Source organism: Alteromonas sp. ABV4_150, from assembly GCF_056311745.1.
The window spans coordinates 758,410-772,855 of the sequence record NZ_CM149971.1 but is presented as its reverse complement, the minus strand read 5'-3'; the positions used below and the strand labels follow the sequence as shown (position 1 = coordinate 772,855).

9 protein-coding genes and 1 other RNA gene are annotated in these 14,446 nt (G+C 44.7%); 6 read left to right on the top strand and 4 right to left on the bottom strand.

Annotation, left to right across the window (positions count from 1 at the left end):
- Positions 1 to 165: 165 nt before the first annotated feature.
- The 4 genes from ACYX4M_RS03305 to rnpB all read left to right on the top strand — a co-directional run bounded on the left by ACYX4M_RS03305 (position 166) and on the right by rnpB (position 5,139).
- Entirely contained in the window at positions 166 to 480 is a 315-nt protein-coding gene (locus ACYX4M_RS03305; protein ID WP_476081885.1) for a hypothetical protein, read from the top strand.
- Between the two features lie 85 nt (positions 481 to 565).
- The gene (secD, locus tag ACYX4M_RS03300) at positions 566 to 3,133 is read left to right on the top strand and encodes a protein translocase subunit SecD (RefSeq protein WP_476081884.1); all 2,568 of its coding nucleotides are present in this window, start codon (positions 566 to 568) and stop codon (positions 3,131 to 3,133) included.
- Between the two features lie 154 nt (positions 3,134 to 3,287).
- A complete protein-coding gene (locus ACYX4M_RS03295) occupies positions 3,288 to 4,751 on the top strand; it encodes a potassium/proton antiporter (RefSeq protein WP_476081883.1) in 1,464 nt (487 codons plus the stop codon).
- A gap of 37 nt (positions 4,752 to 4,788) precedes the next feature.
- Positions 4,789 to 5,139: RNase P RNA component class A (gene rnpB, locus ACYX4M_RS03290), an RNA gene on the top strand.
- Between the two features lie 164 nt (positions 5,140 to 5,303).
- Here rnpB and ACYX4M_RS03285 read toward each other — a convergent pair.
- Complete coding sequence (locus tag ACYX4M_RS03285) at positions 5,304 to 7,700, bottom strand: TonB-dependent receptor (RefSeq protein ID WP_476081882.1); 2,397 nt, start codon at positions 7,698 to 7,700, stop codon at positions 5,304 to 5,306.
- A 368-nt stretch (positions 7,701 to 8,068) separates the two neighbouring features.
- On the opposite strand from ACYX4M_RS03285, the gene ACYX4M_RS03280 reads away from it, so the two are divergent.
- Positions 8,069 to 9,013 carry a DMT family transporter gene (locus ACYX4M_RS03280; RefSeq protein ID WP_476081881.1) on the top strand — a complete coding sequence of 315 codons (945 nt, stop codon included), beginning with the start codon at positions 8,069 to 8,071 and terminating at the stop codon, positions 9,011 to 9,013.
- An 8-nt stretch (positions 9,014 to 9,021) separates the two neighbouring features.
- Here ACYX4M_RS03280 and ACYX4M_RS03275 read toward each other — a convergent pair whose 3' ends face one another.
- Positions 9,022 to 11,892 (bottom strand): ATP-binding protein, encoded by a 2,871-nt coding sequence (locus ACYX4M_RS03275; protein WP_476081880.1) that lies wholly within the window; start codon positions 11,890 to 11,892, stop codon positions 9,022 to 9,024.
- The gene (locus ACYX4M_RS03270; protein WP_476081879.1) at positions 11,892 to 13,070 is read right to left on the bottom strand and encodes an ABC transporter substrate-binding protein; all 1,179 of its coding nucleotides are present in this window, start codon (positions 13,068 to 13,070) and stop codon (positions 11,892 to 11,894) included. Before ACYX4M_RS03270 ends, ACYX4M_RS03275 begins: the two co-directional genes overlap by 1 nt.
- A gap of 319 nt (positions 13,071 to 13,389) precedes the next feature.
- Here ACYX4M_RS03270 and ACYX4M_RS03265 point away from each other — a divergent pair, with 319 nt between their 5' ends.
- Positions 13,390 to 13,893 carry a 3'-5' exonuclease gene (locus ACYX4M_RS03265; protein WP_476081878.1) on the top strand — a complete coding sequence of 168 codons (504 nt, stop codon included), beginning with the start codon at positions 13,390 to 13,392 and terminating at the stop codon, positions 13,891 to 13,893.
- A gap of 74 nt (positions 13,894 to 13,967) precedes the next feature.
- Here ACYX4M_RS03265 and ACYX4M_RS03260 read toward each other — a convergent pair whose 3' ends face one another.
- Positions 13,968 to 14,438 carry a hypothetical protein gene (locus ACYX4M_RS03260; protein ID WP_476081877.1) on the bottom strand — a complete coding sequence of 157 codons (471 nt, stop codon included), beginning with the start codon at positions 14,436 to 14,438 and terminating at the stop codon, positions 13,968 to 13,970.
- Positions 14,439 to 14,446 lie beyond the last annotated feature (8 nt).

Here is a 14,446-nt window from a genome sequence, read left to right as displayed (position 1 = left end):
TATTTGTAAGACCCGGGCAATCTAGCGTTGAAAATAATCTGTCCGCCCCCATCTCATTTGCTTGTCTGAAATTGTATTATTAATAAAACCAGCCCAAATATCGTGCGCGCTTTTATAAAACGCTTTTACCCTTCTTCATTTACGCCGTTTCTTGTGGCGTGGGTATTGTCGTATCTAATTGTTAGTACGGGGTTTCAGACACCTGATGTAGCGAATAATGCTGAAGTCACTTCGCAGTCTCCGCTGGCCAAGTTTGTGCACAGTGCGCAAAACTACTCTCTTAGATTTAGCGCAAACAAGCTAACCGGTGATAAAGACGAGAAGCCTACCGATGCAGAGCCGCAAGGTTTAATATCGGCATCGCTAAACTTTGCCTTCTACAAAGCGCCATCTGACAGGGCGCCATCAGCAGGCTCTTTCTTCAATGCTAAAACGTGGGTAAAAGCGAGCCCTCGAGGTCCACCTTCCATCCTGAGTTAACCCCTTTACGCGCGCTAACGAGAAAGCAAAGCCTCTTTGCTTTCTCTTTCAAGCGTTTTAAAACTTTATTATTCAGGATTCTAAAATGGCACGATTTTCATTTCGTGGCTTTGTGTATGTGCTCATCGTTATGCTCGGTTTACTGAGCGCTGCGCCCAACATATTGCCGCAATCAATTAAACAGCAGTTACCTACGTGGTACACCACTTCCACACTTTCTTTAGGCTTAGATTTGCAAGGTGGTTCGCACCTGTTATTAGCCGCAGACACCAACGCCTTGTTTGAAAAGCAACTCAACAGCTTTTCGAGTGACTTACTTAGCGAATTGCGCAGTCAAAACGTGCGCTATACAAAGACGTCTCATTCACTCACTCATAAAGATAGTCGTTCTAGAAGTGTCGTCTTTACATTGCGTAGTGCAGATGATGCGAGAAAGGTAAAAGACACCGCATATCAAATTTCCGCTCAGCCAAATGGTTCAAGTGCACTTGATGTAGAGATAAAGCAAAACACTGTCACCCTTACACTCAACGAACTCTATTCAGAGCAATTGGTTAAAGACACGTTAAGCCGAAGTGTTGAGGTAGTGCGGAAGCGTTTGAATGAAACGGGGCTTACTGAGCCCAGCGTTACCTTTCAGGGTAAAGATGCGATTTTAGTTCAGATGCCAGGTATGTCTGACCCAACCCAGGTTAAAAAGCTACTGGGTACTACGGCACAAATGACTTTTCACTGGGCCGCGAATAGCCAGTCTGAGCAGGTTATGAATAAGCAAGATGCGGCGGGTAATACCTATCGCTTAGAGCAAAAAGTGGCGCTAGAAGGTGAGCATATTACTGATGCGGCAGGTGTCTTAAGTAGTGAAAATGGCCAGCCCGTAGTGACGTTCCGATTAGACAGCGCAGGTGCCAAGCAGTTTGCCACTATGACACGTGACAACATCGGCCGTGTGCTTGCTATCGTCCTTGACGACAAAGTGGTTACAGCGCCCGTCATAAATAGCGTGATTCCGGGTGGTCGTGGTGAAATAACCGGTAACTTTACGTTGCCCGAGGCAGGGAATACCGCATTAATGCTTCGCACCGGTGCATTACCTGTGCCTCTTAATATTATAGAAGAACGTACAGTTGGGCCTGATTTAGGTAGCGACGCTATTCAAACCGGTGTAGAGAGCGGCATAGCAGGTGCGTTGCTAGTTTTAGCATTTATGGTAGCGATTTACGGCAGATGGGGGGCTATTGCAAGCTTTGCTCTGTGTATCAACATGGCATTGGTGTTTGGTGCGTTAACCTTATTTGGCGCAACACTTACATTACCTGGCATTGCAGGCTTGATTCTGACTATGGGCATGGCTGTAGATGCGAACATTTTGATTAATGAGCGTATTCGTGAGGAGAGTAAAAAAGGCCGCCCTGCAGCCAGTGCAATCGAAGTGGGCTTTGAAAGAGCATTCGCAACAATAGTAGATTCAAATTTCACTACGCTTATAGCGGTAAGCTTGTTGTTTATGTTTGGTAGTGGGCCTATCAAAGGGTTTGCTATCACCATTGCCCTTGGGCTTGTATCTTCAGTATTTACTGCGGTTGCCTTAACTAAAATGCTTATGCTTAGAGTGGTTAAGTCGAAGCAAAAAAATACGCAAGATCGCGCGCAGCAGCGTCTACCATTACGCTTTTCTTCACCGCTACTGCGCTTGAGCGATAAGCTAAGCGGTATTAATTTTCTGGCTAAGCGTAAAATTGCACTCGCTGTTTCGATAGTGCTAACAGTGCTCTCAATCGGCTTGTTTGTTAAGCCTGGCTTACATTATGGCGTCGACTTTACCGGTGGCACTATGATTGAGTTGACCGCACCAACCCTTACTACCGATGAGCTAAGGAATGTGATTGAAAGCAATGGCTTTGATCAGATAGCCATTCAAGAATATGGCAGTGAACATCACTATTTATTGCGAGCACCTGTTCTCGACAGCAATGGCGAGCTTGAAAGTAGCAATGCAAAGCAGACTGACGGTTTAAAACGTGCGATTTCAAAGGCTGACGACCAAGTAAGTTTTGATAAAGTTGATATGGTTGGACCGAAAGTCAGCGGCGGTTTTGCGGAGCTATCAATTCTTGCGCTGCTTATTGCAGGTGGCGGCATGTTGGTGTATCTGTGGGCACGCTTTGAAGCGCATTTTGCGAGCGCAGCACTGCTAACCGTGATACTCGATTTGACCAAAACCATAGGCTTTTTCGCGTTAACCGGTATCGAGTTTAACTTAACAGCGGTTGCAGCGTTATTGGCGCTTATTGGTTATTCGATAAACGATAAAGTGGTGGTGCTTGATCGTATCCGCGAACTATTACGTTTAGACCCAACCAAACCTTTAGCAAAAACCATCAACGAAGCGGTGAATAGCACATTAAGTCGAACGGTATTTACGTCCGTTACCACACTGTTAGCGCTGCTTCCAATGGCGTTATTTGGTGGTGACGCAGTAGAAAGTTTTGCAGTGCCTATGGTTTTTGCTGTGGTAATTGGCACGTCTTCGACCTTGTTTATTACCTCTACATTATTGTACCTATTGGGCAGTAGAAGGGAGAAACAGGGCAAAGCACAGTTAAAGCCCACTGCCGAAGAAATTAAGGCTTCGTTGTCGCACATCCCTTAGGCGACACGAGTTCCTTAACTTTATTACGCTGCCGCGTTTTTGTACCTCAATACTTGGGTAAGAAAACGCGGTAAGGTAGCAGTATTATCAGGAACCCTTGATGCGTACTTCCAGTTTTGCGTAAGCATGCATCAGTGGCAATAAGGAACGTATAATGTTTGCAGTTGATCACATTATTTTACTTAGCGCAGTGCTGGCTATTTTAGGTGTGCTGGCCAGTAAGCTGTCTCCGCGCTTTGGCGTACCTGTATTGGTGTTATTCCTTGGTGTTGGTATGCTGGCTGGTGAAGATGGGATTGGCCGAATCTTCTTTGATAATGCCGATGCCGCCCATGCTATAGGAACATTTGCTCTCATCCTTATTCTATTTGATGGCGGACTGCAAACCTCTAAAAAGTCCATACTTCAAGCATGGAAGCCAGCGGCTTTGCTTGCCACGTTTGGCGTTGTGGGTACAGCAGTGCTTACCGGTGTGGCGGCCATGATTATCCTCGATTTACCGCTTTATAAAGGCTTATTGCTTGGCGCTATTGTGGGGTCAACCGATGCAGCTGCAGTATTTTCGGTTTTGCGCAATGCAGGTATACGCATTCCCGCTAAGATTAAATCGACGTTGGAGCTTGAAAGTGCGTCGAACGATCCTATGGCCATATTCCTCACTATTGGCCTTATTACACTTATTCAAGACAGCACAACTAGACCGTTGGATTTGCTCTCCTTATTTGCTAGCCAAATGGGCGTAGGTGCTGCAGTTGGTCTTGCAATAGGCGGTATTGCCGTGTGGCTTTTCAGACGTGTAACTTTAATGGCCATAGGTTTGTACCCGGTATTTGTAATGCTGTTTGGGGTACTGTCTTTTGGTTTAGCAGCAAATTTAAATGGTAGCGGCTTCCTAGCTACTTTCATTACGGGCGTCATCGTGGGTAACAGCCGCTTTGCGTATCAGCGTAATACCTTTGTGTTTCTCGACGGACTGGCTTGGTTGGGGCAAATTGCCATGTTCGTTATCCTCGGCTTGTTGGTTACACCCACCGAGCTTTTCGTAAACTGGAAGGAAGGCTTACTGATTGCGTTTGTGCTTATCTTTGTTGCACGCCCGCTGGTGGTCATGCCTATTTTGCTGCTCTCGAAGTTCTCGTTTAAAGCATCTCTCCTCATATCATGGGTGGGTTTACGAGGTTCGGTGCCAATTATTTTAGCTATTTTCCCGCTGATATTTGGTATGCCTTACGCTGAGCTTATTTTCAATGTGGTGTTCTTTATTGTACTTATTTCCGCCTTGTTGCAGGGCTCAACCTTACCTTTCGCGGCGCGAAAGTTAGGTTTAGTGTTAAAAGATGAAGTGAAGGAATCGAGTACGCTAGAAATTGTTAAAGTTGCCAAAAGTAAGCGCGAACTTATAGAGATAGAAGTATCCAAGTTATCGCCAGCATTAAACAAAACCATTAGTGAATTATCGCTTCCTGACAATACAGTAGTTGCGATGATTGCCCGTGGTGAGCAGACCCTTATACCTAAGGGCAGCACCAAAATAGAAACGGGTGATCAAATATTTATTATCACAAAACTGCTCGATAAAAACGACGTTGAACAATGCTTTTACAGTGAGCAGGAATAGGGTGCTATTGTAGAGCAGTTCATGTAGAATGCGCCGCGGAGTTGGCCAGGCAATCGCCGCTTTCGTAAGAAAGGGGAGGAAAGTCCGGGCTCCAAAGGGCAGGGTGCCAGATAACGTCTGGGCGGCGTGAGCCGACGACAAGTGCAGCAGAGAGAAGACCGCCTAAGCATGTTTACATGCCGGTAAGGCTGAAAGGGTGCGGTAAGAGCGCACCGCGCCTCTGGTAACAGAGTGTGGCAAGGTAAACTCCACCCGGAGCAAGACCAAATAGGATCCCTTAACGTGTGGCCCGCATGGGGATCGGGTAGGTTGCTTGAATCAGTGAGCGATTGCTGATCTAGAGGAATGGTTGCCCACGACAGAACCCGGCTTACGGCCAACTCCACTCTTTCCTTAGATAGCTTCTTAAAGCATGTTTATTGTGCCGCCTTTAGACGATACTTTTCCTAAATTAGATGAAGGCTATCCCTTTGGCAGGTGAAGGTTATTTCTATAGCGGGTGAAGCCTCTACCTGAAGGGACATTCCCTCAGGCAGAGACATTTATCGCGCGTTACTGGAAGAAGTAACGGAAAGTTGCGCCCACTGTGCGAGGCTGGTTTACAGTAAAGCCAAGTCGAGCACGTCCACCACGTTCTCTATCAAACGAAAGCTGTGCGTTTTCATCAAACAGGTTGTTGGCGTATAGCAAGATTTCGTAGTCATCGTAGGTAAGACCAAAGCTCATGTTCATTGTACCGTAGTCGTCTAGCAATAAATCTAACTCGGTTGTTTCAGTGCCGGTGGCACCACCAAAGGCAAGCCCTGAAGTGAATATACCTGCACCTGCAACTTGGTCACTAGGTTGTGTAATACGGTCACCAACATACTGGTAAGAGCCTTGGAAGTAGGTGCTGTTTGACGAGAATAAAGGTTGCGCTAAATCATAGGTAAATGCGATAGCGAAGCTTTCTTCTGGTACTGACGCCAAACGGTTGCCATCTTCAACGCCACCTAGCACCGCACCATCACCGTCAACAACAGTTGAATCGAACTCAGCTTCGATAATGCTTCCGGTCAATGATAAAAATAGCTGGTCAGTAAACTGACGTGTAAGTTCAAATTCAATACCTTGGGTGTGCGCTTCAGGTACGTTAAATGATACACGTGACGAGCAAGAACCAGCATCCAATGTAACCTGAAGATCTTCAATATTGTTATAGAAAGCTGAAACGTTCGCTGTCCAGCCTCGTCCTGACGACTTCATGCCTATCTCATAGTTGGTGAGCTTCTCATCGTCATAGTCTTGGAACGATCCAAAGATGGCTTCATCTTGGTCGGTACACAGACTGCGGTTTAGCGGGTCGTTAACGCCGCCCAGTCTGAAGCCTTGCGACACTTGAGCGTTGAAATTTACGTTTTCATTTAAGCTATAATGACCAATTACACGTGATGTAAAGCCATCTGACTCTGTAGAATCAGTCTGGTTGTCGCCGTTGGCAAATAAGCCGCCGGAGATAAACTGACGCTCTTCTTCATAATCGTAAAAGCGAGAGCCCACGGTCATTTTGAAGTCATCGTTAACTTGATAGTTCACTTCGCCAAAAACAGCAAGCTGCTTTAAGTCATAAGGCAAGTAGGCGTTGTATGGCGAATCGGCTTCAAAGCCATTGGCAACCGCTGCTGACGTGCCTTCACCTAATGTAGCATCTGTAAACGCATCATAGCCGGGGGTAGGAAGTGATTGATCGTAAACGCGTTCAGTTGAAGAGTAGAAAGCGCCAACTAACCAGTCTAGTGCGCCATCGTCATTAGACGCGGCGCGAAGCTCAAAGGTGTCTTGCTCTACTTCAGTTCTGTCTAAAAGATTTGACGGTAATAATACGGCTGCATCCGGAAAACCTAAGTCGATACTTACTGAGCCCGAAAGCGCGCTGGCATCACGGCTCACCAATATATCTCGGTCGGTATAGCTATAAACAAAAGTAAAGTCAGCAACGTCAGCTTGGTATTCAGCGGTTACATCAGCTATCAAGGTTTCATCAGTAAACCCTTCCTCAAGCAACAGATACTGTTCGCGCTCGCCTAATTGAATAGCAGGCCGCGTTGTAGTGTAAGGGTTAGCAAACACGTTATAGACTTCTTCCCTATTAAATCCGTTCATCTCGAGTTCTTGGAAAATAAGTCGTGGTGTTATGGTAAGTTTATCGTTAGGTGCGATAACAAACGCTACCCGTCCGCCCGTTCTATCGCCGTCGTTGACGTCCTCGTTAAACGCACCGTTTTCGCCAAGGGCATCAATAAACCCTGCGTAATCGGTGCGGTAGACAACCGCGCGCATGGCAACCGTATCTGAGATTGGCACGTTCACCATACCTTTTACGTGACCGCCCACGCCGCCGTCTGTCACACTATTGAGGTTAGCTTCAAACTTGCCTTCAAAGGTGTCTAATTCAGGCTGATTGGTTATGTAACGAAGAGTCCCGCCGATAGATCCCGAGCCAAAAAGCGTACCTTGTGGTCCACGTAGGGTTTCGATGCGGTTTAGGTCAAAAAGGTCGAGATCTGGAGTAAACAGAGACAGCGAAATAACGCTTTCATCAAGATAGACACCAACTTGTTCCTTGACTCCAGGTTGGTCTCGTACAATTTGACCAGCCGAAACACCACGCATCGAAACCTGACTTTGCCCCGGCCCCAAATTTTGAATAGAGACACTTGCCACATTTCTAGCTACATCTTCCAGGTTACCAGCACCGCTGCGTTCAAAGTCTCGCTGCGTTTGTGCGTTAATTGAAAAAGGAATGTCTTCAATGGATTCAGCGCGTTTTGTTGCCGTTACTATGATTTGCTCAAAGTTTTTCTCATCCGCTTGTTGTGTGTCCTGTGCAATTGCGCCAGAGCTAAGCAGCCCCATTATTGCAATGCTTAGAGTGCTTCGTCGAAACGACGTTTTTTCTAGTTTAAACATAAGTCCATCCAGGTTGGTTGTTTCTATTTTGTTGTTAGGCAAGGGCGTAATGTGGCAAAAAAACTTGGCTATTTCTATATCTGGCGAGATAAATATTTCAACTTTAGTTGTAAAGTGCGGTCTTTGTTTTTATGTGTTTCTTTTTTGTTAAATATTATTGTGACCTGAAAATGCGTCTAAAAGGTCAAAACAAGTGTCTATCAGGCTAATTACATCATTAATAGTTTAGGTATGATTTGTTTTAGATGAGCTGCATTTATTGCTTAAGAAAATACCGCAGTTGTCGCAATCCTTGGTGGAAAAGTGCTCAATGCGTAAATCTCATACAAGCCCAAAACCCAAAACAAAAGCCATATAAGAGAACTGCAATGAAAAAATCAGTGAGCGAAAATGAACTTCTAAAAGGTATGCTAGCAATCGTTGTCGCGAGTTTTTTGTGGGGTACAACGGGCACTGCCGCTCAGTTCGCACCAGAAATCAGTCCGCTGGCAATCGGTGCATTTGCAATGGGTATAGGGGGTGTATTGCTTTGTGTCAGTGCCCGAAAATCACTGGTAAAAGATGCACCTATTCTTTTTTCCATTCCATTGACCTTTCTGTTTGGCAGTGCATGTGTTGCAATTTATCCGCTGGCCTTTTACAGCTCAATGCGTTTGTCAGGCGTTGCCATAGGGACCGTGGTTTCTATCGCCAGTGCGCCACTATTCGCTGCGCTTTTAGAGTACTTTTTGAGTAAAAAGCCCGTGTCTTTAAAATGGTTTATTAGCTTTGTGTTTGGTGCGTTTGGGATTGGCATGTTATCCATGGGGAAGGCACAGGACGCAATGGCGTTGTCAGCATCTAAAAACGAGCAGATGTTTGGCGTTATTTTGGGTTTAATTGCAGGTTTAACTTACGCGGGGTACTCATGGGCTGCAAAGCAACACATTGACGCTGGAGCAAATTCAAAATCTGCCATGGCCGGCCTGTTCGGCTGTGCTGCGATTGTCCTACTTCCTTCTCTTTGGTTTACTGGTCAGAACCTATTTGCTAACACTATCCACACTAGTGTTTCACTTTATATGGCAGTGGTACCAATGTTTCTAGGGTATTTATTGTTTGGTTATGGTCTTCGCACTACTGAAGCCAGTAAAGCCACGCTTATCACGTTAATAGAACCACTGGTAGCCACCTTATTCGCTATCTTTCTAATTGGTGAAGTATTCAAACCGATAGGGTGGGTTGGCATGGCGTTGGTTAGCCTGTGTCTTTTTATACAATCCGTAAGGTTTCCTCTTGAATTTAAGCGCTTTGGCCGAAAAGTGACCCCCTAGCTATGCCTTTATACCATCTCACTATTTCTTTCAGTGCTTGCCCAGTGTTCAACTTTGTCAATAAGGTCTTCAGCGTCGAAGGGCTTACTTAAATAGTCGTCCATTCCCGCATTAACACAGCGCTCTTTATCACCTTTCATCGCATTGGCTGTAAGGGCGATGATCGGGACGTATAAATAGCGCTCTCCAGCTTCCCCGTTTCTAATGCGCTTGGTTGCTTCGAAGCCATCCATTTCTGGCATTTGACAATCCATTAAGATAACGTCAAAGGTCACTTTCATTTTATTCAATGCTTCTAGCGCCTCTAAGCCTGATTTGGCGCTAAGGGTGGTATGATTGCTCAGGTGCTGTTTCACGATAATTTGGTTAATATCGTTGTCTTCCACAATGAGCACTTTACGCTTTTTACCTTTTTCTCGTTTCAACGAAGAGGCTTGGTACACGGGATCTAGTAAAGCCTCGTCTGCAGGCTTGAGGGAAACAGTAAAAGAAAACGTACTTCCGTGTCCTTTAACGCTTTCGAGTCTAATATTGCCACCCATGAGTTCACAAAGCTGTTTGCTTATTGATAGACCTAGACCGGTTCCGCCAAACTTGCGGGTGGTTGATAGATCTTCTTGGGTAAAGACATCAAAAATGGTGCTTTGCTTGTCTTGTGCAATACCTATTCCCGTGTCTTTCACGCTACATAAAAGTGTGAGGCTGTCGTCCGCGTTTTGCTTAATGCTGGTGGTAACTTCAACGTATCCAGAGTCAGTAAACTTGACGGCGTTACCCAACAAGTTCGACAAGATTTGCCTGAAGCGTACATCGTCGCCTTGCACAACGTGGAAGCCCTGTAAGTCAAAGTGGAAGTGTAACTCGAGGCCTTTTTCTTGGCACATGATGGCGTACTGACTCTGCAGGTTCTCAAGTGACTCTAAAATATCGAAAGGGTTATCTTCGATTTGTAGCTGACCGGCTTCAATTTTAGAAAAATCTAAAATGTCATTTACGATATGTAAAAGGCCTTGAATACTAAACTTAGCGAGCGAAAGGTAATGTTTTTGCTCTTCGGTAAGATCAGAGTTTGCCATTAGCTGTAATACACCTGATATCCCGTGGATAGGTGTGCGTATTTCATGGCTCATACTCGCTAGGAAACTAGACTTCAATCTAGCAGATTCTTCGGCTTTCTCTCTTGCTTCTTGAAGATACTGTTCCGTTTGTCGCTGTTGCGTGACATCTTGCTGAAAACCAATGTAATGCGTCACTTCACCATCGGTTTTAACAGGCGTTAAGATTAGTCGGTTATAAAATGGGCTGCCGTCTTTTCTGTAGTTAAGTAACGTGGTTTCAATAGGCTCACGTGTTGCTATAGCGTTGCGAATTTGGTCAACGGTTTGCTGACTGGTTTCATCACCCTGCATGGAGCGACAGTTGTGGCCAATTATTTCACTTCGTTTGTAACCAGTTAATTCTTCAAATGCACTATTTACATAAATAATTGGCTGCCCGACCCTTTTGACATCAGAAATAATAATCGAAACAGTTGCTTCATCCATCGCATGGGTAAGTATGTTTATGTGGCTTTCTAACGCGCGCTGCTCGGTAACGTCACTACCTACATATATGTCGCCACGAATATTACCCTTTACGTCAGCGAGCGATGCTTTTGTCCAGCGAATATAACGTTCTTTGCCCGAATTCACTGAAAAGTGCGTCAACTCATCGCTCTGCTTTGCCGCAAGCTTCCGAACTATCAGTTTTAAAATCGAATTCTTTTCACCGTATTGATCATCGCAAAAAGCATCGAAGCGCTTATTTGAAATGAGTATTTCTTGTTCCTGGTCGACTACAACCAGCATGTCGCCCATCGACTCTAATACATTGGAAAACTGCTCGTTTGACAGTGAGACCTCAGTTAGATCCCAAATAAGTTTATCAAAGGCAGCCCGAATGTCGCCTAACTCTTTCGCTTCCTCTTGCAATTCATCATTTAAAGAGGTCGCATTGTCACTGGTAAGACGATTTTTAATATCGTCATAAAGCTTTGAGAGTGTTCGCTCAGCTAACGTTCCGGTCATGCTCACCATATGCAGTACAATGAATATGAATCCTACGACCATCGCTAATAAAACGATACCCGTCCAAGCAACTTCTCTGTACGCCTTGATAGTTGGCTTAACGCTGTATAATTGAAGATTCTTCCAGCTAGTTTGCTTAATAGAATAGCCGCTTTGGTTGAACGCTAAAAAGCTAGAATTGAGTGCTATTAAAGAGGGGTCACTACTAAATAATACGTTTCCGTTTGAATCTGTGACCAATTGGTTAGTGAGTCGAGGATAAGGCTCAAGTAGTGATTGAAGGCTATCGACGTACATAACAAGGGCACCTTCAGAGACCCCATTGAGTAAAACGGGAACGCTAAATACCACTCCATATTTAGATACAGAAGAAAATGTATTTGATGAGCCAAGTGTTTGCTGACGCCAAGCATTGCTCAACGACTCAGGTAGCGCAGCACTCCAGTTTTTATCGATAACTTTTTTACCTGCAAAGTCAAACAGTGCGAATTCAACAGTTTTCGCTTGGGTGAGGTTTAAAGAGCGAAAAAACATAGGTAGGTAATTGTCTCGCTGTTCTAAATCAACCAGCGAATTAATGATAATGTCGTTTGCCGCTAGATCAGCAAGCTGACGAGTTGTATCGCTTACAATGAAACTGATATCTTGCTCTAGGCCTTCTACTGACTGCTGCTGGAGAGCATTACTTTGCTTAACAATGAAGTGAAAAGAAAGGGCAACTAACGCGAAAGACAGCACGGCTATAAGTAATGCCAGCCTTGGAATCATGCTCGAGAGTAATAGAGAGCGCAGCCTCATAGGTTCATGCTGCATTATTTATCGTCCGTCGTTACCAAGTTGCCTTTATCATTAAATTTTGTCATAAAATAATCCTTTGACCAAAGTGCATCATGCCTTTCTTTTGTGAATGGTTCTTCGTAGTATTTTACGGCACCCTGGATGTTTTCAAGTGATTCTAGGGCACTGCGCAACTCGTTAATTTGTGTGCTACCAGCTTTATCGGCAGCGACTGCAATTAAATGAACTAAATCATATGCATGGGCCAGACCTGTGACACCCTCAATAGCCGCAGCATCGATTAAACCATACTTATTATAATAGGCTTCTAACAGTCGTTTAGCCTTGCCATTTTTTTGATGGTGAAAGTGAAACGTTTGAAGAACTGAGATGTTGTGATGGCTAATTGGGTTAGCTAGTTCAGATGCTAACTGTCCAGATGCTATGCCCCAGTGAGCAATAACCGGAAGCGAGCTTAGCCCCTGATCAGCCAAGGCATTCAAGACAACCGAGCCTTCGGGGACGTTAGTAACTAATATGATACCGTCTGCTTTCGCATCTTTAATCGCTGCGATATCTTCAGAGAAACTCTTCTGCTGCCAATTAATCCAATGTGTGGCGCTAATATTCACGTCTTGTTCCCTTGCCGCTTTTGTTAATGATTCAAGATTAGAGCGTCCCCAACCTGTGCGTTCCAAAATCAGAGCGACATTTGACAACCCTTTAGATCTTGCAAAGTTAATCAGTAAAGGAGCGGCTTCAGCGTCACGTACTGAGACCCGAAATACGTTATTGGGGGAACGCTCATTATCGATGATAGGGGTACCAGCGGCCCATGGAACCAGCATGAGAATATTTTCATTATGTATAATATCGATTTCCGCAAGCACTACGGGAGTGTGTACTCCACCGACTACGGCTAGCAAGTTTGGCATTTTTGCAAACTGTTCAATATTGTAAATGCCGCGAGCCGGGTTCCCTCGATGATCTTTTGCAATCACTTTAAGCTTACGGCCAAGTATTCCTCCATTTGCGTTAATCTCTTCAACGGCTAGCTCTACGCCTCGGGTAATAGCTACGCCTCCCTCTACAGCAACTGCCGAAAGGTCTGCATCTATACCTATAATTAAAGGTTCTTGAGTGCTGTCAGCGCGGCATGAATTGACATAGAGCGTAAAGCAGAAAAGCGCTGTTAGAAGAAGTTGTACACGCATGGGTTAGCTACCTTGTTGATTACCCTTCAAAGTGTATAGCAATGTGATGAGCGTTTTCTTATTTACGCACTATTCTTTAGTATAATTTTGTTTGCTATGTAAACAGTTTTCTTTCAAGGCAATGTTTATTGTTTTACTGAGAAAAGACCAATGTGGCACGATTCTGCTATTGAACAAACGGTGTGAAGCTAAACGGTTATATAGTGAGCATCCATGCAAGAGCCCAGCGCGCAGCTAGAATTAAAAAACATTTGTGCCTGTATTGAAGATATTCTCTCTCACTATTAAAAATAAAGGAGAACAGTAGTTTGGAGTATAAGTGCAAAATACAACATTGCCTACCATTATAGATGTAGAAGCAAGTGGGTTTGGAGCAGAAAGTTACCCCATAGAAATAGGCATTGTGCGCTATGATGGTGCAAAATGGTGCAAGCTATTGAGGCCGTTTGAATCTTGGGTTCACTGGGATTCCAAGGCGGAATCGTTGCACGGCATCTCTAAACAAATGTTGCAAGCGCGTGGTGAAGAGCCCCATAAAGTGTGCGTCGAGCTAAATAACTTTTTAGGGAACACCATTGTGTACAGTGACGGGTGGGTGGTTGATAATCCTTGGTTAATTAAGCTTTACGCTACTGCGCAAGTTGAAATGTCATTCACCTGCCGTGCCTTAGAGTATATATTAAGTGAACCTCAAATGGAGAAGTGGCACGACGTCAAGAATAGCCTGACTGCTAAACTGGACGTAAAACGTCATCGAGCAAGTTCTGACGCAATGATAATTCAACAAACCTACGCTCAAACAATGGCGCTGACAACAAAGTGATACTGAGGTATTGTCGCAATGAGAACAAAGTACTGATTCTTCACAACTACTGAATATTTAAAACGAAAATTAGACTAAAACAGATAATTAACGCCTAGAGAAAGCGCCATATTCTCTTCTTCCCCGATTTGTCTATGCTCAAGTTCTACTGCCATATTTAACCCTTCGCTTTGGCCAAGTAGCCAACCTAATCGCGTAAACGTACCTACATCGTGAGGTAAATAAAGCCACTCGGCGTAATGTTGAAAAGCGGTATTGTTTGTTTTGTAGGTTGCATAAACCTTCTGAGGTACCCAAGTGTTAAAACGCCGACTGGCGCTAAACATACCTTGTGAGCCCGCTGGATAGGTATAACTGTTGTCGTAAAGGTAGGTTTCAGTCGTGGATTGAACGCGGTACATACTGTTTAGCTGCCACCGAGCTATTTTTTTGCTTTTAAACTGTATTGGGCTGTAGTTAGTACTATTAACTTCCGCGAACACGGGTAGGGCTGTTATCGAAACAGTCAGCGTAAAGGCAAGGAGAGTACCAGTAACCACATTCATGGAAAAGC